This is a genomic window from Rhodococcus sp. IEGM 1305, assembly GCF_030058635.1.
Classification (GTDB): Bacteria; Actinomycetota; Actinomycetes; order Mycobacteriales; family Mycobacteriaceae; genus Rhodococcus_F; species Rhodococcus_F opacus_D.
Window position 1 is genome coordinate 633378 of sequence record NZ_JASHKX010000001.1, and the last position, 25161, is coordinate 658538.

General features: G+C 68.6%; 23 protein-coding genes and 1 pseudogene. 16 read left to right on the forward strand and 8 right to left on the reverse strand.

Features of this window, described 5'->3' with window-relative positions; genetic code table 11:
* Positions 1 to 136 precede the first annotated feature (136 nt).
* The 4 genes from QM693_RS02875 to QM693_RS02895 all read left to right on the forward strand — a co-directional run bounded on the left by QM693_RS02875 (position 137) and on the right by QM693_RS02895 (position 3759).
* Entirely contained in the window at positions 137 to 1288 is a 1152-nt protein-coding gene (locus QM693_RS02875) for an isobutyryl-CoA dehydrogenase (RefSeq protein WP_283351319.1), read from the forward strand.
* A gap of 5 nt (positions 1289 to 1293) precedes the next feature.
* Positions 1294 to 2361 (forward strand): enoyl-CoA hydratase/isomerase family protein, encoded by a 1068-nt coding sequence (locus tag QM693_RS02880; RefSeq protein WP_283351320.1) that lies wholly within the window; start codon positions 1294 to 1296, stop codon positions 2359 to 2361.
* Complete coding sequence (locus QM693_RS02885) at positions 2358 to 3134, forward strand: enoyl-CoA hydratase (protein WP_283351321.1); 777 nt, start codon at positions 2358 to 2360, stop codon at positions 3132 to 3134. The genes QM693_RS02880 and QM693_RS02885 overlap by 4 nt, the downstream gene beginning before the upstream one ends.
* 154 nt (positions 3135 to 3288) lie before the next feature.
* The gene (locus tag QM693_RS02895; protein WP_502942579.1) at positions 3289 to 3759 is read left to right on the forward strand and encodes a Rossmann-fold NAD(P)-binding domain-containing protein; all 471 of its coding nucleotides are present in this window, start codon (positions 3289 to 3291) and stop codon (positions 3757 to 3759) included.
* Between the two features lie 61 nt (positions 3760 to 3820).
* On the opposite strand, the gene QM693_RS02900 is transcribed toward QM693_RS02895, so the two are convergent.
* The 3 genes from QM693_RS02900 to QM693_RS02910 are packed head-to-tail and all read right to left on the reverse strand — an operon-like array spanning position 3821 to position 6910.
* Positions 3821 to 5032, reverse strand: a complete 1212-nt coding sequence (locus QM693_RS02900) for a CoA transferase (protein WP_283351322.1) — start codon at positions 5030 to 5032, stop codon at positions 3821 to 3823.
* A 25-nt stretch (positions 5033 to 5057) separates the two neighbouring features.
* Positions 5058 to 6065: a MaoC family dehydratase gene (locus QM693_RS02905; protein WP_283351323.1), complete on the reverse strand. Its 1008-nt coding sequence runs from the start codon at positions 6063 to 6065 to the stop codon at positions 5058 to 5060.
* Positions 6062 to 6910 (reverse strand): HpcH/HpaI aldolase/citrate lyase family protein, encoded by an 849-nt coding sequence (locus tag QM693_RS02910; protein ID WP_283351324.1) that lies wholly within the window; start codon positions 6908 to 6910, stop codon positions 6062 to 6064. Before QM693_RS02910 ends, QM693_RS02905 begins: the two co-directional genes overlap by 4 nt.
* 180 nt (positions 6911 to 7090) lie before the next feature.
* On the opposite strand from QM693_RS02910, the gene QM693_RS02915 reads away from it, so the two are divergent.
* Together QM693_RS02915 and QM693_RS02920 are read left to right on the forward strand one after the other, a co-directional pair.
* Positions 7091 to 8242: an acyl-CoA dehydrogenase family protein gene (locus tag QM693_RS02915; RefSeq protein ID WP_283351325.1), complete on the forward strand. Its 1152-nt coding sequence runs from the start codon at positions 7091 to 7093 to the stop codon at positions 8240 to 8242.
* Positions 8243 to 8273: 31 nt separating this feature from the next.
* On the forward strand, positions 8274 to 9026 hold the full coding sequence (locus QM693_RS02920) for a GntR family transcriptional regulator (protein WP_007301678.1): 753 nt from the start codon (positions 8274 to 8276) through the stop codon (positions 9024 to 9026).
* A 29-nt stretch (positions 9027 to 9055) separates the two neighbouring features.
* Here QM693_RS02920 and QM693_RS02925 read toward each other — a convergent pair whose 3' ends face one another.
* Positions 9056 to 9394, reverse strand: a complete 339-nt coding sequence (locus tag QM693_RS02925; RefSeq protein ID WP_009475646.1) for a winged helix-turn-helix transcriptional regulator — start codon at positions 9392 to 9394, stop codon at positions 9056 to 9058.
* Between the two features lie 75 nt (positions 9395 to 9469).
* Between QM693_RS02925 and QM693_RS02930 the strand changes: the two genes are divergently transcribed.
* On the forward strand, positions 9470 to 10081 hold the full coding sequence (locus tag QM693_RS02930; protein ID WP_283351326.1) for a malonic semialdehyde reductase: 612 nt from the start codon (positions 9470 to 9472) through the stop codon (positions 10079 to 10081).
* A gap of 10 nt (positions 10082 to 10091) precedes the next feature.
* On the opposite strand, the pseudogene QM693_RS02935 reads toward QM693_RS02930, so the two are convergent.
* Positions 10092 to 10604: pseudogene (locus QM693_RS02935) on the reverse strand (beta-mannosidase); the annotation flags it as partial.
* A 263-nt stretch (positions 10605 to 10867) separates the two neighbouring features.
* On the opposite strand from QM693_RS02935, the gene QM693_RS02940 reads away from it, so the two are divergent.
* Together QM693_RS02940 and QM693_RS02945 are read left to right on the forward strand one after the other, a co-directional pair.
* Positions 10868 to 15346 (forward strand): PDDEXK-like endonuclease domain-containing protein, encoded by a 4479-nt coding sequence (locus QM693_RS02940; protein ID WP_283351327.1) that lies wholly within the window; start codon positions 10868 to 10870, stop codon positions 15344 to 15346.
* Between the two features lie 49 nt (positions 15347 to 15395).
* The gene (locus QM693_RS02945; RefSeq protein WP_283351328.1) at positions 15396 to 16286 is read left to right on the forward strand and encodes a Vgb family protein; all 891 of its coding nucleotides are present in this window, start codon (positions 15396 to 15398) and stop codon (positions 16284 to 16286) included.
* A gap of 44 nt (positions 16287 to 16330) precedes the next feature.
* Here QM693_RS02945 and paaI read toward each other — a convergent pair whose 3' ends face one another.
* Genes paaI through paaZ form a run of 3 tightly spaced genes read right to left on the reverse strand, consistent with a single transcriptional unit; the run spans position 16331 to position 19105 of the window.
* A complete protein-coding gene (paaI, locus tag QM693_RS02950; RefSeq protein ID WP_105422581.1) occupies positions 16331 to 16744 on the reverse strand; it encodes a hydroxyphenylacetyl-CoA thioesterase PaaI in 414 nt (137 codons plus the stop codon).
* Between the two features lie 7 nt (positions 16745 to 16751).
* Positions 16752 to 17069, reverse strand: coding sequence for an EthD family reductase (locus tag QM693_RS02955; RefSeq protein ID WP_283351329.1), 318 nt, complete (start codon positions 17067 to 17069; stop codon positions 16752 to 16754).
* Positions 17066 to 19105 (reverse strand): phenylacetic acid degradation bifunctional protein PaaZ, encoded by a 2040-nt coding sequence (paaZ, locus tag QM693_RS02960; RefSeq protein ID WP_283351330.1) that lies wholly within the window; start codon positions 19103 to 19105, stop codon positions 17066 to 17068. The genes QM693_RS02955 and paaZ overlap by 4 nt, the downstream gene beginning before the upstream one ends.
* A 159-nt stretch (positions 19106 to 19264) precedes the next feature.
* Between paaZ and QM693_RS02965 the strand changes: the two genes are divergently transcribed.
* The 7 genes from QM693_RS02965 to paaC all read left to right on the forward strand — a co-directional run bounded on the left by QM693_RS02965 (position 19265) and on the right by paaC (position 25160).
* A complete protein-coding gene (locus QM693_RS02965; protein ID WP_283351331.1) occupies positions 19265 to 20485 on the forward strand; it encodes a thiolase family protein in 1221 nt (406 codons plus the stop codon).
* Positions 20482 to 21210, forward strand: coding sequence for an enoyl-CoA hydratase/isomerase family protein (locus tag QM693_RS02970; RefSeq protein WP_283351332.1), 729 nt, complete (start codon positions 20482 to 20484; stop codon positions 21208 to 21210). Before QM693_RS02965 ends, QM693_RS02970 begins: the two co-directional genes overlap by 4 nt.
* Positions 21207 to 22061, forward strand: coding sequence for a 3-hydroxyacyl-CoA dehydrogenase family protein (locus QM693_RS02975; protein ID WP_283351333.1), 855 nt, complete (start codon positions 21207 to 21209; stop codon positions 22059 to 22061). Before QM693_RS02970 ends, QM693_RS02975 begins: the two co-directional genes overlap by 4 nt.
* A gap of 39 nt (positions 22062 to 22100) precedes the next feature.
* Positions 22101 to 22892 (forward strand): enoyl-CoA hydratase-related protein, encoded by a 792-nt coding sequence (locus QM693_RS02980; protein WP_283332154.1) that lies wholly within the window; start codon positions 22101 to 22103, stop codon positions 22890 to 22892.
* An 86-nt stretch (positions 22893 to 22978) separates the two neighbouring features.
* The gene (gene paaA, locus QM693_RS02985) at positions 22979 to 23932 is read left to right on the forward strand and encodes a 1,2-phenylacetyl-CoA epoxidase subunit PaaA (RefSeq protein WP_005250773.1); all 954 of its coding nucleotides are present in this window, start codon (positions 22979 to 22981) and stop codon (positions 23930 to 23932) included.
* Positions 23929 to 24234: a 1,2-phenylacetyl-CoA epoxidase subunit PaaB gene (gene paaB, locus QM693_RS02990; RefSeq protein WP_005250775.1), complete on the forward strand. Its 306-nt coding sequence runs from the start codon at positions 23929 to 23931 to the stop codon at positions 24232 to 24234. The genes paaA and paaB overlap by 4 nt, the downstream gene beginning before the upstream one ends.
* Positions 24235 to 24242: 8 nt before the next feature.
* Positions 24243 to 25160 (forward strand): 1,2-phenylacetyl-CoA epoxidase subunit PaaC, encoded by a 918-nt coding sequence (gene paaC / locus QM693_RS02995; protein ID WP_283351334.1) that lies wholly within the window; start codon positions 24243 to 24245, stop codon positions 25158 to 25160.
* Position 25161 lies beyond the last annotated feature (1 nt).

Consider the following 25161-nt stretch of genomic DNA (forward strand, 5'->3'; position numbering starts at 1 on the left):
GCGTTCAGGTGGACGGGACTGTGTCGGCACTTCCCGTGTCGAAGCGGTTCCGGTTTGGAGTGGGTCACACCCACTGGCAATTTGCGTGGATGTCCAACTATAGTACTTCCAACTTCCCCGATCTGAAAGGGTCTATATGTTCACCTTGACCGATGACGAGCGGGCGATCAGCGACACTGCCCGCGATTTCGCGGCCGAGCATCTCGCGCCGCACGCCGTGGAATGGGATCAGGCCAAGCACTTCCCCGTGGACGTCCTGCGTAAGGCGGCGTCGTTGGGGATGGGTGGGATCTACATCCGCGAGGACGTGGGTGGATCCGAGCTCACTCGTGTCGACGCCGCCCGCATCTTCGAGCAGCTCGCGAAGGGGTGCCCGTCGATCGCCGCCTACATTTCCATCCACAACATGGTCACGTGGATGATCGACAGGTTCGGCACCGACGAGCAGCGTCACGCGTGGGTGCCGGGGTTGTGTTCGATGGATCAGCTGGGCAGTTACTGCCTGACCGAGCCGGGCGCCGGTTCGGATGCGGCGGCGCTGAGTACCCGGGCGGTCCGCGACGGCGACGACTACGTGTTGAACGGGGTCAAGCAGTTCATCTCCGGTGCCGGCACGTCCGAGGTGTACGTGGTGATGGCCCGCACCGGGGAGGGCGGGCCGCGGGGGATTTCGGCGTTCATCGTCCCGAAGGGGTCGCCGGGTCTGTCCTTCGGGCCGAACGAGGTGAAGATGGGCTGGAACGCCCAGCCCACCCGTCAGGTGATCTTCGAGGACGTGCGGGTGCCGGCGGCGAATCTGCTCGGTTCCGAGGGCGGTGGCTTCCGGATCGCGATGGCCGGCCTCAACGGTGGCCGGCTCAACATCGCGGCGTGCTCGGTGGGCGGCGCGCAGACCGCGTTGGAGCGGGCCATCGCCTACCTGACGGACCGGAAGGCGTTCGGGTCGCCGCTGATCGACTCGCAGGCGCTGCAGTTTCAGCTCGCCGACATGCGCACCGAACTGGAGGCGGCCCGCACCCTGCTGTGGCGGGCGGCGGCCGCGCTCGAGGACGGCGCTCCCGATGTCGTCGAACTGTGTGCGATGGCCAAACGCTTCGCCACCGACACCGGTTTCGAGGTGGCCAACAAGGCGCTGCAACTGCACGGCGGTTACGGCTATCTTGCCGAGTACGGAATCGAGAAGATCGTCCGGGACCTGCGCGTCCACCAGATCCTCGAAGGCAGCAACGAGATCATGCGGGTGGTCATCGCCCGCAGCGTCGTCGGAAATAGCGGAACGGCAGGGTGACCTACGTGAATTCTGAATCTGAGGTAATTGTCGAGAAGCGGGACGGGCTTGGCCGCATCGTGCTCAATCGGCCCAAGGCGATCAACGCCCTCAACCATGCGATGGTGCGGCAGATCGCGGCGGCCCTGACCGAATGGTCCGGCGACGACGAGGTGCGGGCGGTGGTGATCACCGGTGCCGGGGAGCGTGGCCTGTGCGCCGGCGGCGACATCGTCTCGATCTACCACGACGCCAAGGACGGGGGCACCGGTTCGCGGGAGTTCTGGCGCGAGGAGTACATCCTCAACGCGGCCATCGCGGGCTACGGCAAACCGTATGTGGCGATCATGGACGGCATCGTGATGGGCGGCGGGGTCGGGGTGTCGGCGCACGGCAGCGTGCGGATCGTCACCGAGCGGTCGATGATCGGGATGCCCGAGACCGGGATCGGTTTCGTCCCCGATGTCGGGGGCACCTACCTGCTCGCCCGCACCCCGGGCGAGTTGGGCACCCATATCGCCCTGACGACCGCCCGGCTCAGTGCCGGCGACGCGATCGCGTGCGGGTTCGCCGACCACTTCATCCCGTCGGAGAAGATCGAGCAGTTCCTCGACGCGCTGTCGGCCACGTCGGTTCAGGAGGCGCTCGCACAGTTCACCGAACCGGCACCGGTCTCGGAGTTGCTGGGCCAGCAGGGCTGGATCGACGCCGCGTACTCGGCCGACAGTGTCGCCGACATCGTCGCCCGGCTGCAGGCCAGTGGGGTGCCCGAGGCTCAGAAGGCGGCCGAGCAGGTGCGGGCGAAGTCGCCGACCGCGTGCGCGGTCACCCTGACATCGCTGCGCCGCGCACGGCAGGCCGGCAGCCTCGAGGAAGTACTCAATGACGAGTTCCGGGTGTCCGTCGCCTGCCTGAGCTCGCCCGACCTCGTCGAGGGCATCCGGGCGCAGGTCGTGGACAAGGACCGCAACCCGCAGTGGTCGCCCGCCACGATCGAGGAGGTCGACCCGGCGCGGGTCGACGCGTTCTTCGCCCCACTCGGCGACCTCGAACTCGGGCTCACCCCACCCACCACAACCGGAGACAACCAGTGACCGACTACGACACCATCCTCCTCGACCGCAAAGGCCGGGTCGGGATCATCACCCTCAACCGCCCGAAAGCACTCAACGCGTTGAACACCCAGCTTCTACGCGAACTCGTCTCCGCCGTCGAAGAGCTCGACGCCGACAGCGACATCGGGGCCATCCTCGTCACCGGCTCCGACCGCGCGTTCGCCGCCGGCGCCGACATCAAGGAGATGCAAACCAAGTCGTACATGGACGTCTACCTGGACGACTTCTTCTCCATCGGCGACCGCATCGCCGCCGCGCGCAAACCCATCATCGCCGCAGTCGCGGGATACGCCCTCGGCGGCGGCTGCGAGCTGGCAATGATGTGCGACATCCTCCTCGCCGCCGACACCGCCAAGTTCGGTCAGCCTGAGATCAAGCTCGGCGTCATCCCCGGCATCGGCGGCTCACAGCGACTCACTCGCGCCATCGGCAAGGCGAAGGCCATGGAACTGTGCCTGACCGGCCGCACCATGGACGCCGAGGAAGCCGAACGCGCCGGACTCGTGTCCCGGATCGTCCCTGCCGCCGAACTATTCGACGAAGCACTGAAGACGGCCACCACCACCGCCGAGATGTCACTGCCCGTCGCGATGATGGCGAAGGAAGCAGTCAACCGGGCATTCGAGACCACCCTCACCGAAGGGATCCGCTTCGAACGGCGGGTCTTCCACTCCACCTTCGCCACCGAGGACCAGAAGGAAGGCATGGCCGCGTTCGTGGAGAAGCGGTCACCGGTATTCACACACCACTAGTCCCCACAGACGCTGGTGCAGGTGGGCTGCCCGAGCGGTCGGCCCACCTCTGTGCGCCCAGTCAGTCCACGGTTTCGGGTACCGTGTGCGCGACTATGACACCCTCCCGCACGAGAACGGCAGGTGTGGCCGTAGTTGGAATCTCCGCGAGACGATGAGTAACGAGAATGCCGGCGCGGTCGGGGTCCTGGGCGCGCACATCGTCAAGCGATGTCGGAAGCTGTTCACGTGCCGCCAGATCGAGGACCGTCGCCGGCTCGTCGAGCAGGCAACAGGTCGGGCTCGGAGCGGCGCATTCGTCGCCGACGCGCTGAACTCGCAGAACGAGGTGATCGTCGCGTCGCGGTCCAGCGCTCTCGACGTGGACCTGCGCGACCGACGGTCGATCGACCGCGTGTACGACCGAGTCGGCACCGTCGACGCCGTGGTGAGCGTCGCGGGCGTCACCCCGTTCCCGTCGTTCGGCGACACCACCTCGGCCGACTTCCGGCCGGGCTTCGACGACAAACTGCTCGGGCAGATCGAACTGGTTCTCCGGGGGCTGCCCTTCGTCGCCGACGTAGCACGTGCCTTCGTCAAATCAGTGCACGGAATTCACACCGGCCAGGTGTACGAACTCGGCTGACGCCAGTCTCACGAGCGACGCTGCGGAACCACGCTTTCCGCAGCGTCGCGTCGTCGAGGCGTTACTTCCCCCCGACGATGCCGCTGTCGAGGAGTTTGGCGATGTCGGAGTCGGAGCTGCCGAGGAGGTCCCGGAGCACGCTGCCGGTGTCGTCGCCGACTGCGGAGGCGGGTGCGACGGTGCTGTGATGGCCGTCGAACGACGCCGGATGCCCGGAGGCGAGGTAGGTGCCGATGCGCGGCTGATCGAGGGGGGCGAACATCGGGTTCTTCTCGAGCTCCCCGGACTTCACGACTTCCTCGAAGGTGCGATAGCGCTCGGCGAGCACGGACGTCTTCGAGAGCGCCTCGGCCACTTCGGCCGCGGTGTGTTCGCGGAACCAGCGGGCGAACAGGGCGGTGAGGACGTCGCGGTGGGTGAAGCGATCGGTGTCGCGCGCGAAGTCGACGTCGAGTGCGGTGGCGAGTGCCTCCACGGCGGCCGTGGTTCCGGTGACGGCGACCAGGTCACGGAAGTGGCGCGGGGTGAGGGCGACGATCATGAACCGTTCGCCGTCGCTGGTGGTGAAATCCGTTCCGTACGTGCCGTAGACGGAGTTTCCGGTCGCCGGCCTGCCGGTGCCGTTGATCTGGACTTCGGTGAGGTAGCCCAGCGTGCCGGCGGTGGCGAGCGCGACGTCCTCGAGCGGCAGGCGGATGTGGGTGCCCTCGCCGGTGGCGTCGCGGTGCCGGACGGCGGCCGCGACGGCCAGCGCGGCATACAGCCCACACACCACGTCCCACGCGGGCAGGACGTGGTTGACGACACCGGCATGATCGGTGGGACCGGTGATGGACGGGAAACCGAGCCCCGCGTTGACGGTGTAGTCGACGGCGGGGGAGCCGTCGGTGCCGCCGAGGACTTCGAGGGTGATGACGTCGGGGCGTAGGGCCCTGAGCGCGTCGTGGGTGAGCCAGTCACGACCACCGGAGTTGGTGACGAGAATTCCGCCACCCGCACAGGGGGCCGCGACCAGTTGCTGGACGAGCTGCTGCCCCTCGGGGCTGCGCATGTCGACGGCCACGGACCGCTTGCCGCGGTTGAGGCCGGTCCAGTAGATGCTCTCACCGTCACTCGTGACCGGCCAGCGCTTGTAGCAGGCGGAACCGCCGATGGGGTCGACCCGGATCACCTCGGCCCCCAGTTGAGACAGCGTCAGCCCGCACAGGGGCGACGCGACGAAGCTGGAGACCTCGACGATCCGAAGTCCGGCAAGGGGAGTGTGGGCAGTCACGAGAGAAGCTCCTTGATGGTGGAGGTCAGGCCATGAGGGCGGTGAAACGCCAGTCGAGGACGGGAACGTCGGACGCTGCGGCGTTGTGCGCGAACACGAGTGAACGCAGATGCAGAACTCCGCCACCGCCGGGCAACGCCTCGGCGCTCTCGATCTCGAGGTCGCTGGTGAGGGTGTCACCCTCGTGGACGGGACCGGTGTGGTCGCAGGACTTCCAGCCCAGGACCGTGACGAGGTTGGGCAGCGCGCGCGTGGCCTGCCCGAGCGCGATGCCGATGGTGTGGCCGCCGTAGACGAGCCGTCCGTCCGCGCCGACCCGTTCGTCGTGATGGGTGGCCGCGATGTTGAGGGTGAGGCGCGCCAGTTCGGGGGCGCTCGAGACCACGTCGCCGCTGCTCCGCAGGACCGCGCCGGCGAGGTCGGTCGAGAAGTGCTGTCCGGGAACCTTGTCGCGGTAGCGGGCGAGGTCCCAGCCCTCCGGGGCGGCGAAGGCCTGCTCGGTCTGCGGACCGATCGCGGACAGGTCGTCGGACTTGCGGACGCGGTCCTCGTCGGGGTTCTCGCTCAGCGGGAGCATGGCGCAGCGGTAGAAGTCGAGGACAGTGCGGCCGTCCTGGTCCGTCGACGTCATCCGGAGTGCCGCCAGCCCGGTGGGTTTGCGTCCCGGCTTCGCCGAATTCTCGCGCAGGCCCACCACTTCGGTGCGGGTGTACAGGGTGTCACCGAGGTGCGGGAAGTGGTGGAATCGGAGGCCGCGGTAGAAAAGGTTGGCCTTCACGTGGTGGGTGGCGAGCGTGGACTGTCCGATGGCGACGTCGCAGACGAGGCCGGGATTCGCCACGGCGTCCCCGGATCCGGTGACGGCCCGGGCCAGGTGCGCGTCGAGGGGCAGCCGCAGGCGGTCGCCGAGGATGGCCTGATGGGCGGCGGCGAGGCCGCTGGTCAGGGTGACGGCGGGGGCGGTGTCGAACACCTGCCCCACCTCGAGTTCGTCGAAGTACGGTCCACCGACGTAGGTCTGCGTGATCGTCACTGCGCACCTACCTGGGCGAGGACCCGTCGTGCGGCCACCGCGACGGCCTCGTCGAGCATCTGCCCGTCGAGTTGCGCGGCCCCGCTGCCCGCGGCCTCGGCGGCGGCGAGTGCGTCGATCACACGGCGCGCGTCCTCGACTGCGGTGTCGGTGGGGGTGAAGGCTGAAGCGGCCGATTCGACCTGGGCGGGGTGGATGACCCATTTCCCGTCGAACCCGAGTGCGCTGGTCCATGCGGCCGAGTGGCGGAAGGCGTCGTCGTCGGCGATACCGAGGAAGGGTCCGTCGATCGCCTGGATGCCTGCGGCGCGGGCGGCGACGAGGACGCCGTCCTGGATCGCGAGCCAGTGCTCGGGGAGAGCGGATCGGGAACGGCCCAGAGCCGCCCCGAGATCGGCGTAGCCGATGATGACGGACTCGAGCCGGGCGACGGACCGGGTGATGTCGCCGATGTTCTGCACGCCGACCGGAGTTTCGACGAGAGCCTGCAACCCGATGTCGGTGCCGGCGAGAGCCTGATCGGCGTGCGCCAGATCCTGCGCCGTCTCCGCCTTGGGAACCACGATGCTCGTGAGAGCGGCACCGAGGGAAGCGCACAGGGCGAGGTCGTCCTCGGCCCACGGTGTGGTCAGTGCGTTGATGCGGACCGAGACGGCCCGGGAGCCGTCGGACTCGCGCACGAGACGGCGCACGAGGTCGCGGGCGTCGGACTTCCTGGCCGAGGCGACGGCGTCCTCGAGGTCGAGGACCACCTCGTCGGCGGTCGACGCGAGCGCCTTGACGGCCTTGCGTTCGTCGGATCCGGGGGCCACCAGAACGGCGCGCCTGCGGGTGAGGTTCTGCACGATGCTTCATTCCTAGGGTCCGGGAGCCCGGTTCGGGCTGGATATGTACGGCCAGCCCGGTAGGGCTGCGCTGCTGATGCTGGCAGCGGCGTAGCCGTCATGTCAAGACCGATCGTTGACTTTAAGCAGACATTGTCGGATTATGGCCGTACAAATGCTGTGCGAGTGCGAGGTGGAGTGATGGGCAAGCTGAACGAGGAAGAGGCGTACCTGGTCGAGACGGTGCGCGCCTTCGTCGACCGCGACGTGAAGCCGACGGTGCAGGCGGTGGAGCACGCCAACGAGTACCCCGAGAAGTGGATCGAGCAGATGAAGCAGATCGGGATCTACGGTCTGGCGGTTCCGGAGGAGTACGGCGGATCACCGGTGTCGATGCCCTGTTATGCGCAGGTGACCCAGGAATTGGCCCGCGGGTGGATGAGCCTGGCCGGGGCGATGGGCGGGCACACCGTCGTGGCGAAGCTGCTGTCGCTGTACGGCACCGAGGAGCAGAAGCGGCAGTATCTGCCGAAGATGGCGACCGGTGAGATCCGGGCCACGATGGCGCTGACCGAGCCCGGCGGCGGGTCGGATCTGCAGGCGATGTCCACCAACGCCAAGTCCGACGGCGATGACCTGGTGATCACCGGTTCGAAGACGTGGATCTCCAACGCCCGCCGGTCCGGGCTGATCGCGCTGCTGTGCAAGACCGATCCGGCCGCGTCCCCCAAGCACAAGGGGATTTCGATCGTCCTGGTCGAGCACGGTCCCGGTCTGACGGTGTCGCGGGATCTGCCCAAGCTCGGCTACAAGGGCGTCGAAACCTGTGAGCTGTCGTTCGACGGCTACCGGATCTCGTCGGACGCGATTCTCGGCGGGACCCCGGGCAAGGGGTTCGCGCAGATGATGAAGGGCCTCGAGACCGGCCGCATCCAGGTGGCCTGCCGGGCCCTGGGTGTGGCCACGGCGGCGCTCGAGGACTCCCTCGCCTACGCGCAGCAGCGGGAGAGCTTCGGCAAGCCGATCTGGAAGCACCAGTCGATCGGCAACTACCTCGCGGACATGGCGACCAAGCTGACCGCGGCCCGGCAGCTGACCTGGCATGCGGCCGAGCAGTACGACAGCGGTGATCGGTGCGACATGGAGGCCGGGATGGCGAAGCTGTATGCGTCGGAGGTGGCGATGGACATCGCCCTGAACGCGGTGCGCATCCACGGCGGCTACGGCTATTCCACCGAGTACGACGTCGAGCGGTACTTCCGGGACGCCCCGCTGATGATCGTCGGTGAGGGCACCAACGAGATCCAGCGCAACGTCATCGTCTCGCAACTCGTGTCGCGAGGCGGTCTGTAGTCCGGCAACCTGCACGTAGGATCGGTGCGCGATGAACGGTAGGGAAAGAGAACGAGAGACGGAGCCGGCGTACCAGCTGGTGTCGAAGCAGCTCCGTGAGCACATAGCCGCGGGCAAGTACCGCGGCGGCCTCAAGCTCCCTACCGAATTCGAGCTCGCGGAACAGCACGGCGTGAGCCGGCAGACCGTGCGACGCGCATTCCAGGACCTGGTAGCCGAGGGCATCGTCTACCGGGTCCCGGGACGCGGGACGTTCGCAGCGGAGTCCGACGGCCGATACCTGCGTCAGCTGGGGTCGATCGAGGATCTGATGAATCTGTCCACGGACACCACCATGGAGGTGGTCTCTCCGCTGCGCCGCCGGGTCGACATCGAGGCCGCGAGCAGGCTCCGCCTCGACACGGACCTCGTCCACACGGTCGTGTTCCGGCGACGCCACGACGACACCCCGTTCGTGCTGACCACCGTGTACCTTCCCGACGAGATCGCCCGGCTCGTCGTCGACGCGCCCGAGATGTCCGAGGGCGCCGTCAGCGCGTACACGATCATCGGTCTGCTGGAGCCGCACCTGCGCAGCCCCATCGTCGAGGCGGCGCAATCGATCACGGTCGCGCCCGCCCCCGCGGACGTGGCCCGCGAACTCGGCTGCCCCGAGGGCCATTCGATGCTGCGGGTGGACCGCCTCTATTCCGATTCGGAGGGGCGGACCGTCGAGTTGGCGGTCAGCTACTTCCTGCCCGAGCACTACACGTATCGCGTGACCCTGCGACGCGGCGGACGCTGACCGTCCGCGTCTTCGTCGCCAGAATCCGGCTATGCCGGTAGATTCTCGCGCGCCCAGGCCGTCAGGGCGTTCAGGGACGGCAGGAGCGCCCGGCCGGCTGGCGTGAGTTCGTACGCGACCGAGACCGGTGGGCCCTCCTCCACCGAGCGCAGGACGAGTCCGGCCGCGGCCAGTTCGGCGAGCCGGTCGGACAGCACCGAATCGCTGATACCGCCCACTCCGCGGCGTAGCTCGGAGAACGTGGACGGTCCCTCCATCAGCACGCCGAGGATCACACCGTTCCAGCGCTTGCCGAGGAACGTGAAGGCGCGGGCGAGTGCCGCGTCGCAGGCACGGGGTTCGTGCGTCACTTCGCCGTCGTCAGCCACGCCTCCACCCTATCAATGGTGCTAGCATCGGCCCTGCAACTAGTATTTTAGAAGTAACAAGCAGAAAGGGAGTCGATGAGCCACGCAATCTCTACAGGTAGAGGACTCGACGAGGCGGCACGGGCGCTGCTTTACACGGAGGCGCGCACCGCGAACAGCTTCGCTCCGACCCCGGTGAGCGACGACGAACTCGCGCAGATCTGGGAACTCGCGCGCTGGGCGCCCACGGCGGCCAACACGCAGCCGCTCCGGGTCCTGTTCGTGCGCACCGACGAGGGCCGCGCTCGTCTGGTCGAGCACATGAACGAGGGAAACAAGGCGAAGACCGCCTCGGCGCCCGCCGTCGCCGTCCTCGCGGTCGACCCACGTTTCCACGACCACATCCCGGCACTGCTGCCATTCCGTCCCGAACTCCGCGACGTGTTCGAGGCGAACGAACCGATGCGCAAGCAGACCGGGGACTTCAACGCCGCCCTTCAGGCCGGCTACTTCATCCTCGCCGTGCGGTCGCTGGGTCTGACGGCCGGCCCGATGGCCGGATTCGACGCCGAGGGAATCGACAAGGAGTTCTTCCCCGACGGCCAGTGGCATTCGACCCTCGTGGTCAACATCGGCCACCCGGGCGAGAACCCCTGGTTCGACCGGCTGCCCAGGCTCGACCCCGAAGAATCCGTCTCCTGGGCCTGACGATCCACGACTACGTGTCGTCGGGGGCGGTGCCGGATCCCCAGCTCCCGAACTGGCCCACCACGTCCCTTGTCGGCGGGCGGAGACCATAGGTGCAGTCGGCGGGCCGGGGGTCGGGCACGAACGCCCACAGGAGCGGTTTGCCCAGTGCCGCAGCCTGTTCGAGGCGCCGGGCGAGGCCGTTCCACTGATCGCCGGGCAGCGGAACGCCGTCGGCGCCGTAGTCGTGGTACTGCACGACGTCGACATACGATGACGCCGAAACGAATTGGTACTGGTCGCCCTGGGTTCCGCACTGGCCGCCGCCGGTGAACCCCGCCGTGATCGGGGTCCACGCATCACGGGCCCGCACCTCGGCGCCGGCGGCGTCGAAGAAATCACGCAGCACCTGTGCCGCGCCGGGCTCGCACGAGCGCGTCCAGTCCTGGAAGCTCGTCAGCGTGCGGGGAGCGCCGGGTGTCATCGTCGTCCAGCCGTCCACGTACCACTGCCTGTCCTTGAACACTCCGTCCTCGCCGTGACCCCAGGCCCCGGCGCCGGGGCCTGGGGTCACGGAGCCACCTCCCAGCGTCGGTCGCGATCACCGCGGCGAGCGTCGTGATCCGCGGGACCGTGATGGACGAATAGTAGCGACCGGTCGGTACGAATGGAGGCCCGATCTGCACCCCGAGCGACCGTCCAGTCCCTCTGCCAGGGGATGACGCCTCGAACTTCACCCCCTCGACCCGATAGTGTGCACGGCGGGGGCAAGCGCACGTCATCACCGAGAATTCGCAGAGGTTTACATTGTCGAGTCCCGAAAACGACGCCGAGCTCGCAGGCCGCGTCCAGCGCCTGCTGCAGTTCCTGCGCGAGATCGTCAGGGCTCGCACGAAGCCGGTTCTCCGCGTCGACCAGCACGAACAGGTCGAATGGCTGCATCAGGACGGCCGGACGATCCAACTCGATTCCGACGCCGCGCAGGGCGACATCGTCCTGCGCGTGCCCCTCATCGGCGTCGAGGATCCGCCGGAACTGCCCACGGTCCTGGCCGGCTGGGTGGACGCTGCGGCCCGCTCCGACAGCTCGCGTTCCGATATCGAACTGAACGCGTCCGACGCCTACGCCGAGGACTCCGACGAGGAATACGACGTGCGCCGCGCGTACGACGTCCGGCAGGCGTTCGACGCGTACGTGCCGCGCTGGCAGGCGTGGGCGAAGGCAGACCGTGAGCGTCGTCCGCACGCCGATCTGTACCAGTCGCTGCAGCGGATGCTGCAGGAGCTGAACGCCCGACCCGAGTCGATCGAACTCGTCGTCGCGTCCGGTCTGCTGACCCTGGCGGGCGCCGGCCCGGACGGCGTCCAGACCCACCTGGTCACCCAGTCGGCGAGCATCCACCGCGATCCCCGGACCGGCGACCTGCTGGTGCGGCTGATCGCGGGCTCCCAGCCCCGGCTCGAAGACTCCCAGCTGTTCATCGGACTCGACGTCTACGACAGCGCGCACGCGATGCCGCTGCAGAAGCAACTGCAGGACACCGCCGTGTCGCCGCTGAGCGACGGCGTTCGCGCCCTGCTCGCGGAGTGGGCGCCGAAGTCGCTGATGACGACTGTCACGATGCGGGACGGCCTCCGGCCACCCGACGCCGACGCCGACGGCACCCTCACACTGTCGCCCGCCCTGGTCCTGCGCAAGCGCAGTGCCTTCGCGCTGGTCGAGTACTACGAGCAGATGATCTCCCACCTCGAACGCGACGGCGCGACCGTTCCGCTCGGGCTCGCGCAGCTGGTCGAGGCGATCGAACCGGCAGACCGGCTGTCGTGGCTCGAGCGCACCGGCGCTGCCACCTCGTCGACGCTCGCCGAAGACCCGCTCTTCCCGCTCCCGGCCAACGCCGAGCAGTCGCAGATCATCGAGCGGCTCGGCGGGGACAGCGGAGTGGTGGTCGAAGGGCCGCCCGGCACGGGCAAGACCCACACCATCGCCAACCTGGTGTCGGCGCTGCTCGCGCGCGGCCAGCGGGTGCTCGTCACGAGCGAGAAGGCGCAGGCGCTCCGGGTGCTGAGGGACAAGCTCCCGCCCGAGATGCAGGAACTGTGCGTCTCCATCACCGATCTGTCCCGCGGCGGCTCCGACGAGCTCACCCGCAGCGTCGCGACGATCGCCGAACGGAAGTCGTCGTTCAACCCGCACAGCGAGGGCCAGAAGATCGCCGATCTCCGCGCCCAGCGGGACGAGGCCGTGCAGAAGCGGGCCGTCGTGCTCGAGCAGGTGAAGGCGCTGCGCGAGTCCGAGACCTACCTCCACGACGCTGTCGCGGACGGCTACGAGGGCACCGCCGCCACCATCGTCCGCAAGGTCATGGGTCTGCAGGACGCCTTCGAGTGGCTTCCCGGTCCGCTGCTGAGCGAGCAGCCGCCCCTCACCGGCACCGAGGTCGAGACACTGCGCCGGCTGTCGGTGACCGCATCCCCCGAACGGGCGCAGCGGTCCCGTCAGACGCTTCCCGCGCTCGACTCGCTGCTGCCCAACCGGGCCGAACTCGAACGGCTCTGCTCGCGGGCCTCGACCAGCGTCCCCATCGACACCCCGCAGTCGGCGCATCTGCTCGAGGTCCTCGGGGGTGTCGACCCCGAGACGGCGTACACGGTGCGCCGGCACTGCAAGGAATTGCAGGCGCGGGCACACGACGTCCTCGACCTCGACGGCCAGTTCCAGGGCCTCGCCGACACCGTCCTCTCCGGCCGGGCGACGCACCTGTGGGGTCGTCTGGACGCCCTGCCCGCGATCGTCGAGGCGGCCGCGGCCGCCGACCGCTACATCGGTGCGCACGACGTCCAGTGCGTCGTTATGACCCGACCCGCGCTGCAGGCGATCGGTGCGCTCGCCGTCGCGATGGAATCCGGCGCCGTCGAGTGGAAGACGCGCTTCCGTCGCAGCGACGAGCAGAAGGCCGTCGAAGAACTCGGCCTCGACGCCACCGTCGACGGTGTACCCGCCACGACCGCCGCCACCGTGCGGCTCGTGACCGAGCACCTGCGCGCCCACGACGCCGCGCAGACCGCCGCCACCCTGCTGGCGGACCTTCGGATTCCGGTGGACATGAACGGTTCCCGTGCCGTCCAGGTCGACAGCCTCAACATGATCGTCGGCCGGGTGGCCCGGGTGCGCGCCCTCCTCGTCGCGCGCGACGCGCTGGCCCGCGAACTGTTCGCGCTGTCCCCGAACGCGCCGCGGATCCGCACTCTTGCGGACGCCGTCGCGGTGGCCGGGGCCGCAGAAGCGATCACCACGCGCGCCGACGTGGACAGTGCCCGTGCGGAACTCGACGCCATCGTCTCGGCAGTCTCCACCGAGGTCGACGCGGGACCGTCGCCGGAAGGCACCGCCCTGGTGGCGGCACTCGATCAGGCCGACAACGAGGCCCTGTCGGATGCCCTCTCCCGGTACGCGATCGCCCGCGTCGAGCAGCAGGATCAGCGGCTGTTCGACGAACTGTCCGACAAACTCTCACCCGTCGCCCCGGCGCTGTACGAACTGGTGCGCAGGACGGCGGCGCTCACCGAGTGGGACGAGATGAGCTGGCAGATGTCGGAGGCCTGGGCGTGGCGCCGTGCCCGCCAATGGGTCACCGAGCAGCACCGTGCCGGTCGTGAGCAGGAACTGGAAGCCGAACTCAACGCCGTCGACGCGGATCTCGCGCACCTGACGGCGCGGCTCGCGGCGGCCACCGCCTGGCGCGACTGCCTCGAACACCTGACGGCAGATCAGGTGCGGGCGCTGCAGACGTACCGCGAGCACATCTCCAGCATCGGTGCCGGCGCCGGGAAGTACGCCGAGAAGTACCGCAGCGCAGCACGATCCGCGATGGGCGAGGCGCAGGGCGCGGTGCCCGCGTGGGTGATGCCGCTGCAGCAGGTGCTCGCGTCGATCCCGCCCGTGCCGGGCAGCTTCGACGTCGTCATCGTCGACGAGGCGAGCCAGGCCGACATCACCAACCTGTTCCTGCTGTGGCTGGCGCCGCGGGTGATCGTCGTCGGCGACGACAAGCAGTGCGCACCCGCCGACATCCCCACCACCGGCACCCTCGACGACGTGTTCACGCGGCTCGACGCCTACCTGCCGGACCTTCCGGAGTACGTCCAGGCCACGCTCACGCCGCGGTCGAGCCTGTTCTCGATCCTGCGCACCAGCTTCGGTCAGGTGGTCCGGCTCCGCGAGCACTTCCGCTCGATGCCCGAGATCATCAACTGGTCGAGCACCCAATTCTACGGCGAACTGCCGCTGGTCCCGGTGCGGCAGTTCGGCGCGGACCGGCTTCCGCCGCTGAAACATACGTACGTATCCGAGGCCACCGTGTCAGGCAAGGACGCGACACTCACCAACCACGTCGAGGCCGCCGCCCTCGTCGACCAGCTCATCGAATGCCTCGTCGACCCTCGCTACGACGGCAAGACGTTCGGAATCGTCGTGTTGCAGGGGCAGTCCCAGGTCGACGCCATCCGGACCGAACTCGTCAAACGCATCGGCATCGAACAGTGGGAGCAGCGGCGCCTGCGGGTCGGGACGCCGCCCGACTTCCAGGGCGACGAACGAAGCGTCGTCTTCCTGTCGATGGTCGTGGGACCCGAGCAGAACTTCGCACCGCTGACAGCGAACCAGTACAAGCGGCGGTTCAACGTCGCGGCGTCACGCGCGCAGGACCAGCTGTGGCTGTTCCACTCCGTGACCGTCGACGAACTGAAGCGGGCCGACCTGCGGAACTCCCTGCTCAGCTACATGATGTCGACGTCGCCGGCGCCGGCCGACCCCATGCCGCAGGACGTCGACCGCGACGTCCGGATCCCGCCGTTCGACAATCTGCTCGAGCAGCGGGTGTTCAACGACATCGCCGAACGCGGCTACCACGTCAATTCGCAAGTCGAGGTGAACAATCGGCGCATCGACCTCGTCGTCACCGGCGGCACCATGAGACTCGCCGTCGAATGCGACGGCGACGCGTTCTCGACCACCCCGGAACAGCGGATCGCGGACCTCGAACGCGAGCAGGAACTCAAACGGTGCGGCTGGACGTTCTGGCGCGTCCGGGAGTCGGAGTACTACCTCGACCCGAAGGCTGCCCTGTCGAGTCTGTGGGAGACTCTGGACAACCTCGGCATCGCGCCGCACGCGGTGGATCACGCGATCGCCATCGAGGCGGCCGCCGCCGAGCGGGCAGCGCGCGACGCCGCCGCGTCCGAGCGCGGAAAGCACGCGGCCCCCATAGGCGCTTCGCGCCCGTGAGTACTTATTAACGTCCCGCGGTTAACAAGTACTCACAGGTGCGGAGCGCATGAGAATCCAGGAGTTCGCCGTCTCCGACGAGACGTCGGGGCCGTATGCGATCACGACCGGGCCCGACCAGGCCTTGTGGGTGACGCTCGTCCACGCCGGTCGAATCGCGCGCCTCACCGTCGACGGCGAAGTCGCGACGTATCCGCTCGACACCGCGGAGTGTGGGCCCACCATCATCACGTCGGGTCCGGACGAGGCCTTGTGGTTCACACGATTCCGCGACCACCGGATCGGGCGGATGACGTCGAACGGAGCGATCGATTCCTTCCCGATCCCGACCCCGGACAGCGGTCCGTTCGGGATCGTCGCCGGCCCGGACGGTGCCCTGTGGTTCACCGAGACGAATGCCGACCGGATCGGGCGGATCACCACTGACGGGCAGATCACCGAGTTTCCTCTGCCCACGGACGGCGGGTTCCCTTCGGCGATCACGCTGGGTCCGGACGACGCACTGTGGTTCACCCTCAACCAGGCGAACGCGATCGGCCGTATCGATCTCGACGGCAACGTCGCGGTGCATTCTCTGCCCACGCCCGCCGCCGGGCCGGTGGGGATCACCCGCGGGACCGACGACGCGCTGTGGTTCGTCGAGATCGGCGCCGGGCAGATCGGCCGGATCTCCGTCCACGGCCGGATCGACGAGTTCGCACTCCTGGACCGCTCGGCCCGACCTCACGCCGTCGTCGCCGACCCCGACGGCGGTTGCTGGTTCACCGAATGGGGCGCAAACCGCATCGGACACATCGGGCCGGACGGCGACATCACCGAATACGACCTGCCGACACCGTCTTCGGAGCCGCACGGGATCGCCGTGGGACCGGACGGTGCAGTCTGGGTCGCGCTGGAGATCGGACTTGTCGCGTGCCTGCGGCCCGTGAGTACTTATTAACGTCCCGTGGTTAACAAGTACTCACAGGTGCGGAGCGCACATGCTCACGGGCGCGGCTGCGCACGACTGTCGCCGCGGAACTCGGCGATGACGTCGTCGCCGCGCCGGACGGTGACGTCGTAGATGCCGTTGCGCCCGAATCGGGCCCGTTCCACGGCCTCGGCGACGAGGGTGTCGCCGAGTCGGGTGGCGGTCAGGAATCGGATGTCGGCGCGGGCGGCGACGGCGGGCGTGTCGTATCCGTTGCACGCCATCGCGAATGCAGTGTCGGCGAGGGTGAACACGAACCCGCCGTGAGTGATGCCGTGGCCGTTGACCATGGTCTCACCCACGACCATCGACGCGACTGCGTGACCGGGGCTGAGCTCGAGGATCTCGATGCCGAGCGCCTGGGACGCGTTGTCGGCCTCGAACATCTTCCGCGCGATGCGGCATTCCGCGGACGCGTCGACAGTCATGGTTCTCCTACTGGTTGTAGACGGATTCTTCTTCTTGGACGTACATGGTGACGCCGCCGGTGGCGAAGTTGCGGACGTCCTTGCCTGCCTGCTTCATCTCCTCGGACTGCAACCCGGACTTCATGGTGTCGGCGTCGGGGAAGACGAGGCTCGCGACCGCGTAGTACGGCGGCTTCCCGCCGTCGAGGGCGCTGCACTTGCCCCACGTGAAGTCGGTCAGGCCGGGGATCTTGCGGGCCAGCGGCATGTGGGTGTCGCGGTAGTAGGCGTCGAACGCCTCGGGGTCATCGGGCTGGCCGTAGCAGACGGCGACCTTGAAGCTCATGCGTTTTCTCCTTTGGCGACGAGGGTGAGTACGTCGTACGTTGCGACGGGATCGCCGTCCTGGTTGACGACGACTGCATCCCAACGGACTTCACCGTAGTCGGCGCTGCTGCGCGGCGTGATGAGCTTCGCGGTGAGCGTGACGGTGAGGCTGTCGTCGGCCTTGACGGGGGTGAGGAACCGGAGGTTGTCGACGCCGAAGTTGGCGAGGACGGGACCGGGATTCGGTTCGACGAACAGGCCGGCGGCGAGGGAGACGACGAGGTATCCGTGGGCGACGATGCCGCCGAACAGCGGGTTCGCGGCCGCGGCCTCGGGGTCGGTGTGGGCGTAGAACGTGTCGCCGGTGAACTCGGCGAAGTGGTCGATGTCGGCGAGGGTGACCTGGCGGGGGCCGCCGACGATGGTGTCGCCGATCCGCAACTGAGCGAGGTTCTTCCGGAACGGGTGGATGCCGTCGTCGTTGCGCTGCGAACCGGTGACCCACTTGTTTCCGACCGCGGTCAGGATGTCGGGGGTGGCCTGGACCGCGGTGCGCTGCATGTGGTGCAGGATGCCGCGGATGCCGCCGAGTTCCTCACCGCCGCCTGCGCGTCCGGGGCCGCCGTGCACGAGGACGGGCAGGGGTGAGCCGTGGCCGGTGGATTCCTTCGCGTCGTCGCGGTTGAGGACGAGGACGCGGCCGTGGAACGGGGCGAGGCCCAGCACGATGTCGCGGGCGAGTGCGGAATCGCGGGTGACGAGGGAGGCGACGAGGCTGCCCTTGCCGCGGGCTGCGAGTTCGATGACCTCGTCGGTGCTGTCGTATCCGATGACGGTGCTGACCGGGCCGAAGGCCTCGATGTCGTGGGGTTCGGTGGCGTCCTTGTCGTCGGAGCGCAGCAGGATCGGCGGCAGGAACGCGCCCGTCGCCTTGTCGGCGCCGACGACGTCGAAGTTCTCCGGGTCGCCGACCACGATCTGCGCCGACTTGGTCAGTCCGCGGAGCGATTTCAGGACCTCGTCGCGCTGTTCGAGGCTGGCGAGGGCACCCATCGTGACGCCTTCGGCGTCGGGGGCGCCGACCACGACGCGCGACAGCCGGGCCTCGGCCGCGGCGATGACGTCGTCCATCAGTGCGGTCGGCACGAAGGCGCGCCGGATGGCGGTGCACTTCTGGCCGGCCTTCACCGTCATCTCGGTGACGAGTTGCTTGACGTAGAGGTCGAATTCCTCGCTGCCCGGTTCGACGTCGGAGCCGAGGATCGACGCGTTGAGCGAATCGGCCTCGGCGTTGAAGTGGACGCCCTCGCCGACGACGTTCGGATGTGCCCGCAGGGTGGCCGCGGTGTCGGCGGATCCGGTGAACGCCACGGAGTCCTGCCCGCCGAGGTGGTCGAGCAGCCCGCGGGCGCTCCCCGACAGCAACTGGACCGAACCCTCGGGCAGCAGCCCGGACTCGATGATGCGACGGAACACGAGCTCGGTGAGATAGGCCGACTGGCTCGCGGGCTTCACGATCGACGGGACGCCGGCGATGAACGCGGGGGCGAGCTTCTCGAGGAAGCCCCACACCGGGAAGTTGAACGCGTTGATCTGGACAGCCACGCCGCGGCGCGAGGTGTAGACGTGCTGGCCGAGGAAGGTGCCCTTCTTGCCCAGCTGCTCGAACGCGCCGTCGAGGTAGACGGTGTCGTTGGGCAGTTCCCGCCTGGCCTTGCTGGCGTAGCTGAGGAGGGTGCCGAAGCCGCCGTCGATGTCGACGCCGGAGTCGCGCTTGGTTGCGCCGGTCGAGGTGGAGAGAGCGTAGAACTCGTCCTTGCCCGCCATGAGGGTGAGGGCGAGCGCCTTGAGGGCGGCGGCACGCTCGTGGAAGGTCAGTTTCGCGAGCGCCGGTCCGCCCACCTCGCGGGCGTAGGTCACCATCTCGCCGAGGTCGAGTCCGGTCGCCGAGATGCGCGCCACCTCGGAGCCGTCGACCGCGCTCAGCAGCGGGGTTCCCTCGTCCGGCGCGGTGTACCAGCGTCCGGCGGCGTAGCTTTCCAGTAACTTGCTCACGACAACTCCATTTCACCGTACGTTCGGTCGGTTAACAGAATCGTCGCTTCCGCCGCTGGTTGTCAAGGGAGCATCGCAACTTTTCGTGCGCTACCTCCTCTTGCGTACCGACCGAAGATTCGGTTATTAATAGACGGCACCCCCGTGAAGGAGAAGACTGTGGCCGAAGTGTTTCTGGTGGACGGAGCCCGTACCCCGCAGGGTCGATACGGCGGAGCGCTCGCAGGAGTGCGCCCCGACGACCTTGCCGGTCTCGTCGTGGCAGAGGCCGCCCGCCGGGCCGGGATCCCGGGCGACGCCGTCGACGAGGTGATCCTCGGTGCCGCCAACCAGGCCGGTGAGGACAACCGGGACGTCGCCCGCATGGCCGTGCTGCTCGCGGGCCTGCCCGACAGCGTTCCCGGCTACACGGTGAACCGCCTGTGTGCGAGCGGTCTGACCGCCGTCGCGTCCGCCGCGCACACCATCCGCAGCGGCGAGGCCGACATCGTGATCGCCGGCGGCGTCGAATCGATGACCCGCGCACCCTGGGTGATGGCCAAGCCCGGCACCCCGTGGGCACGTCCGGGGGAGGTGGCCGACACCTCGCTCGGCTGGCGCTTCACGAACCCGCGGTTCACCGCGGCAGAGCGTGACGTTCCGGCCGGGGCCGGACCGGACGTCCGCAAGGTGACGTTGTCGATGGGCGAGACGGCCGAGGAGGTCGCCGCGCTCGAGGGCATCACCCGCGCCGAGAGCGACGCCTTCGCGCTGCGCAGCCAGGAGCGGGCGATCGCGGCGGTGGACGCCGGCCGGTTCGCCCGTGAGATCGTGCCCGTGCCGGTGCGCGATGGTGAACTGACCGCCGACGAAACCCCCAGGCGGGGAACCACGCTGGAGAAGCTGGGTTCGCTGAAACCGGTGTTCCGCACCGGCGGCATCGTGACCGCCGGCTCGTCGTCGTCCCTCTCGGACGGCGCCGCGGCCCTGGTCGTCGCGAGCGAGGCTGCGGTGGAGAAGTACGGCCTGACCGTCCGCGGCCGCATCGTCACCAGCGCCAGCGCGGGCATCGCCCCCAACGTCATGGGTCTGGGCCCGGTCCCGGCCACCCGCAAGGCCCTCGCCCGCGCCAACTGGTCGATCTCCGACCTCGGCGCCGCCGAACTCAACGAGGCCTTCGCGGCGCAGTCGCTCGGAGTGATCCGGCAGCTGAAGCTGGACGAGTCGATCGTCAACGCGGACGGCGGCGCCATCGCACTCGGCCACCCGCTGGGCTGCTCGGGTGCGCGGATCCTGTTGACGCTGCTCGGCCGGATGGAACGCGAAGGCGCCCGCCGCGGGCTGGCCACGCTGTGCGTGGGCGTCGGCCAGGGCGTCGCGATGCTGATCGAGGCGCCGTGAACACACTGAAGATCGAGGACCGCGACGACCGCATGGTGGTCACGCTGCACCGTCCCGCGCAGCGCAACGCGATCAACGCGGAGATGATCGGCGAACTGCACCAGGTGTGCGCCGCGCTGGAAGCGGCGCCGAAGCCGATGTTGCTGACCGGCGAGGGCGATCACTTCGCCGGTGGCGCCGACATCGCCGAACTGCGTGAACGCGGCCGCGACGAGGCGTTCGCCGGCATCAACCGCAATCTGTTCGACCGCATCGCGAAGCTGCCGCTGCCCACCGTCGCGGCGGTGAGCGGGTACGCGCTCGGCGGCGGCGCCGAACTGTCCTACGCGTGCGACATCCGCATCGCCACCGAGACCGCGGTCTTCGGGAACCCGGAGCCGGGGCTGGGGATCATGGCCGCGGCCGGGGCCAGTTACCGGTTGCCCGAGTTGGTCGGCACGTCCGTCGCCAAGCAGGTTCTGCTCGGCGGCCGGAACCTCGACGCGCGGGACGCGCTGCGCAGCGGACTCGTCATGAGTGTCGTCGCCCCCGGCGAGCACATCGATGCAGCGCACAAGGTCATCGACCGCATCACGCGGTCGGCGCCGCTGGCGCTCAAGCTCACGAAGATGATCGTCGACGCACCGGGCTCGCACCCGTTCGCCGACGACATCGCGCAGGCGGTGCTGTTCGAGAGCCGCGACAAACACGACCGCATGACTGCGTTTCTGGAGAAGAAGAAATGACGAGCACGGCACCGAAGAACGTCGGAGTGGTCGGCGGCGGCCGGATGGGCGCGGGTATCGCGCAGGTCTTCGCGACCCTCGGCTCCACCGTCACCATCGCCGAGAGCGGCGACCGGCAGGCGGCGCTGAGGCGGGTGTCCGACGGACTGGACCGCGCGCACGAACGCGGCAAGCTCGGCGACGTCGATCCCGCGACGATCCTCGGACGGGTGTCCACGGTGGCCGCCCCCGATGCGCTCCCGCCGGCCCTGGATCTGGTGGTCGAGGCGGTGCCCGAACTGGTCGACCTCAAGCTGGGTGTCCTTGCGCTCGTCGAGAAGACGGTCGACCCGTCGACGGTGATCGCCAGCAACACCAGTTCGATCTCCATCGCCGGCCTCGGGGCGGCGCTGAATGACCCGGCGCGGCTGATCGGCATGCATTTCTTCAATCCGGTTCCGGCGTCGACGCTCGTCGAGATCGTCCGCGCGCCCGCCACCGACGCCGGTGTCGTCGAGAAGGTCCGGGAGTGGGTGGCCCAGCTCGGCAAGACCGAGGTGCTGGTCAATGATTCCCCGGGCTTCGCGACCAGCCGTCTCGGCGTGTGCCTCGGGCTCGAGGCGATCCGGATGCTCGAGGAAGGCGTCGCTGACGCCGAGTCCATCGACCGGGCCATGGAACTGGGCTATCGCCACCCGATGGGACCGCTGCGGTCCACCGATCTGGTCGGACTGGACGTCCGGCTCGCGATCGCCGAGCACCTCGCGAAGACACTCGGCGACCGGTTCGCGCCGCCCGCGCTGCTGCGCGAGAAGGTCGCCAACGGCGAACTCGGCCGCAAGACGGGCCAGGGGTTCTTCACCTGGTCCTGACGGGCCACCCACACCACAATCAGCAGGAGGCACATTCTCATGAGCACTGACGACGTGGTCGGACTTTCCGTGGACGCGGGACTGGCCACCATCACCCTGCGCCGTGCGGGCGCGTCCAACGCCCTGGACCGCGCGGTGAAGGAACAGTTGCTGGCGGCGGTGGAGAAGGTCGCCGCCGACGACGGCGTGCGTGCCCTACTGCTGCAGGCGGAGGGGAAGAACTTCTGCGTCGGCCAGGACCTGGCCGAGCACGTCGCCGGGCTCGAGGCGGACGCCGCGCACGCGATGGACACCGTCGCCGAGCACTACAACCCGCTGCTCCGGGCGCTGGCCGCGGTCCGTGTCCCGGTCGTCGTCGCGGTCGGTGGGGCCTGCGTGGGGGCGGGGCTGGGCATCGCCCTGGCCGCCGACATCCGGATCGCGGGGGAGGGCGCGAAGTTCGCCACGGCCTTCACGGGGATCGCGCTGGCCGGCGACTCCGGGCTGAGTCACACCCTGGTGCAGGCGCTGGGAGCGAGCCGGGCGACCGGGCTGATGATGCTCGGCGACCGGTTCACAGCGGCGCAGGCGCTGGACTGGGGGCTGGTGCACCGGGTGGTTCCCGACGTCGAACTCGGGGACGCGGCCACTGCGCTGGCGCGGAAGCTGGCTGACGGTCCCACGGCCGCGTACGCGCAGGTCAAGTCGCTGGTCTCGGCAGCGTCGAGCGGGCTGTCGGAGGCGCTCGAGCGGGAGCGCGAGGCCGCCGAGCAGCTCGGCCGGTCGAAGGATCACCGCAGCGCGGTCGACGCGTTCCTCGCGAAGCGCACGCCCGCCTTCGAAGGCCACTGACGTAATTCGGCTCCCGCCCTTGTGTGGGCGGGGGCTGACATGCATACTTGATACCAACCGATCATTCGGTAATAGAGGTAGGACATATGACCACGTCACACGCTTCCGATGAGCTGCAAGAGCTCTTCGATGACACCATCGCAGCCGACCAGAGGGTCGAGCCGCGGGACTGGATGCCCGACGGCTACCGCAAGACGCTGATCCGGCAGATCGCGCAGCACGCGCATTCGGAGATCATCGGCATGCAGCCGGAGGGCAACTGGCTCACCCGCGCGCCGTCGCTGCGTCGCAAGGCAATCCTCATGGCGAAGGTTCAGGACGAGGCCGGACACGGCCTGTACCTGTACTCGGCCGCCGAGACGCTCGGAGCCGATCGCGCCGACCTCACCGAGAAGCTGATCGAGGGCAAGCAGAAGTACTCCTCGATTTTCAACTACCCGACGCTGACCTACGCCGACGTCGGCGTCATCGGCTGGCTCGTCGACGGTGCCGCGATCTGCAACCAGGTTCCGTTGTGCCGCAGCTCCTTCGGGCCGTACGCGCGGGCGATGATCCGGGTGTGTAAGGAGGAGTCGTTCCACCAGCGGCAGGGCTTCGAATTGCTGATGACGATGATGCGCGGCACCGACGCCCAGCGCGAGATGGTGCAGGAGTCGGTGAACCGCTGGTGGTGGCCGGCGCTGATGATGTTCGGACCGCCGGACGACCAGTCGCCCAACTCCGAGCAGTCCATGAAGTGGCGCATCAAGCGGCACACCAACGACGAACTCCGTCAGCGGTTCGTCGACATGTCCATCCCGCAGGCCGAGGTGCTCGGCGTGACGTTCCCGGATCCGGACCTGAAGTGGAACGCCGAGCGCGGCGCTCACGACTTCGGTGAGCCCGACTGGAGCGAGTTCATGCAGGTGATCAAGGGCAACGGCGCATCGAGCGTCGAGCGCGTCGCCAACCGGCGGGCAGCACACGAGAACGGGGCGTGGGTGCGGGAGGCCGCGACGGCCTTCGCCCGCCGCGAGAGCAGCAAGGAGAACGCACGATGAGCACGGACGACAACGCAGTGCGCGCGGACTGGCCCCTGTACGAGGTGTTCCTACGCGGCAAGCGCGGACTCAACCACGTTCACGTCGGATCCCTGCACGCCGCCGACGACGAGATGGCCGTCCGGCACGCCCGGGATGTCTACACCCGCCGCAACGAGGGCGTGAGCATCTGGGTGGTGCGGTCCAATTCGATCGTGGCGTCCAGCCCGTCGGAGAAGGATCCCTACTTCGCGCCCAGCGGCGACAAGGTGTACCGGCACCCCACGTTCTACGAGATCCCCGACAACGTTCCCCACATGTGAGGCTGACGATGACCGACCACGACAATGCTTACGAAGGCCTCGTCGACGAAGACAGCCACGGCCAGTGGGCGTTCGGCACCAGCTTCGACGACCCCCTCGCGGGTGTCGACACCACGGTTCCGGAGGACGTCGACCTCTCCGCGCTGGCCGGCTACTGCCTGATGCTCGGTGACGATGCGCTGATCAGCTCACAGCGTCTCGCCGAGTGGAGCACGCGCGCACCGGAACTCGAGGAGGAGGTCGCGCTCGCGAATGTCGGGCTCGACCTGCTCGGTCAGGCGCGACTGCTGCTCGCCCGTGCGGCCGCGGCGGACGCGTCGGTGGTGCCGTACATCTCGGACACGAGCCCGATTCCCGCCGAGGACGCGCTCGCGTTCTTCCGGGACGAGAATCGGTTCCGCAACACCCGGCTGGCCGAACTCGACAACGGCGACTTCGCTCAGTCGATCACGCGACTGCTGGTGTTCTCGACGTGGCGTCTCGCGCTGTTCGATCGTCTCCGCACGTCCCGGGACCCGGTCCTCGCGGCGGTCGCGGTGAAGGGCGTCAAGGAACTCACCTACCACCGCGACTACGCGGCCCGCTGGGTTGTGACGCTCGGCTGCGGCACGGAGGAGTCGAAGTCCAGGATGGAAGCGGCGCTAACCCACGTGTGGCCGTATGTCGAGGAACTGTTCGTCCCGACCACCGAGGAGCTCGCGCTCGCGGCGGTGGGGGTGGGCGTCGACCCGCGGGACGTGCGTGAGGAATTCGATTCCGTCCTCGAGCAGGTGCTGCATGCCGCCGAGCTCACCGCACCGACCGGCCGGACCGTCGGCACCGTCGGCGGCCGGGCAGGCCGGCAGGGATTGCACACCGAGGCGCTCGGACTGCTGCTCGCCGAGATGCAGAGCGTGGCCCGGGCGCATCCCGAAGGAGTGTGGTGAC